The sequence below is a fragment of the Povalibacter uvarum genome (assembly GCF_014202975.1).
In the GTDB taxonomy this organism is placed as follows: Bacteria; Pseudomonadota; Gammaproteobacteria; order Steroidobacterales; family Steroidobacteraceae; genus Steroidobacter; species Steroidobacter uvarum.
Genome location: NZ_JACHHZ010000010.1, coordinates 1 through 1208 on the forward strand (window position 1 = coordinate 1; position 1208 = coordinate 1208).

Consider the following 1208-nt stretch of genomic DNA (forward strand, 5'->3'; position numbering starts at 1 on the left):
AGGTGGTCTCAACGGGTCGATGCAACATCATCCACTAGACCGGAGGTGTGAGATGTTGCGTAAGAGACTATCAGCTGAAGAGCAGGCTCAGATTTGGTCATTGCACGCACAGGGCAGATCGGACCGTGCAATCGGTCAGAGGATTGGTCGACCGGAACAGACGGTACGCCGATGCCTGGAGCGACGCGGAGGGTTTGCGCCGGCTGCGCGACGGCGTAATGAGCAAACGCTGAGTTTGGCCGAGCGCGAGGAGATCTCCCGGGGTCTATGTGCACATCGTCCCTTGCGACGGATTGCCGCTGAGTTGGGCCGGGCGCCGTCGAGCATCAGCCGGGAGATTCGCCGTCATGGCGGGTGTGCAGATTATCGAGCGCTTGAGGCGGATGCGCAGGCCTGGGATAGCGCACGTCGCCCGAAGCCTTGTCTGTTGAGCCGGCACCCCCGCCTGCGCGCAGTCGTGAGTAGGAAGCTGCGCGGCGATTGGTCACCTCAACAGATCGCGGGCTGGCTTCCCAAGGCCTTCGCCGGCGACCACAGTATGCGGGTGTCACACGAGACCATTTACCGCACCCTGTTCATTCAAAGCCGCGGTGCGCTGAAACGACAGTTGCTGGAGCATCTGCGTCGCGGACGCACCCTGCGGCGTAGCCGCACCCATCAATGGCAGAGCAGCAACCAATGGCTCGAGCAAGCCTTCTCGATCCGCCAGCGGCCGGCCGAAGCCGAAGATCGCGCCGTGCCGGGACACTGGGAAGGAGATTTGCTGGTGGGGTTGCACCGCTCGCAGATCGCAACGCTGGTCGAGCGGCATTCACGCTTTGTGATGCTGGTGAAGCTACCCGCTCATGACAGCCCCAGTGTGGTTAAGGCACTCAGTCGCAAGATCCTGCAACTGCCGCAACAGCTGCGTCGCTCGCTGACTTGGGATCGCGGCGGGGAACTGGCTCGACACCAGCAGTTCACGATCGACACCCAGGTGAAGGTGTACTTCTGCGATCCACACAGTCCCTGGCAGCGCGGCTCCAACGAGAACACCAACGGCTTGCTGCGTCAGTACTTCCCAAAGGGAACCGATCTGTCGGTCCATTCCCAACGCCATCTCGACGCGATCGCCCGTCGCCTCAATGAAAGGCCACGACAAACCTTAGGCTTCGAGACTCCAGCAGATACACTGGCTCGCAGTGTTGCATCGACCGTTTGACTCCGGT

The 1208-nt window shown here is 61.6% G+C and carries 1 protein-coding gene; it reads left to right on the forward strand.

Annotated elements, in window-relative coordinates; all coding sequences use genetic code 11:
• Positions 1 to 52 precede the first annotated feature (52 nt).
• Positions 53 to 1201, forward strand: a complete 1149-nt coding sequence (locus HNQ60_RS27225; RefSeq protein WP_184335976.1) for an IS30 family transposase — start codon at positions 53 to 55, stop codon at positions 1199 to 1201.
• Positions 1202 to 1208: the final 7 nt, after the last annotated feature.

Coding starts and splice junctions, on each gene's coding strand:
- HNQ60_RS27225 (WP_184335976.1), top strand. CDS start 53: ATGTTGCGTAAGAGACTATCAGCTGAAGAGCAGGCTCAGATTTGGTCA.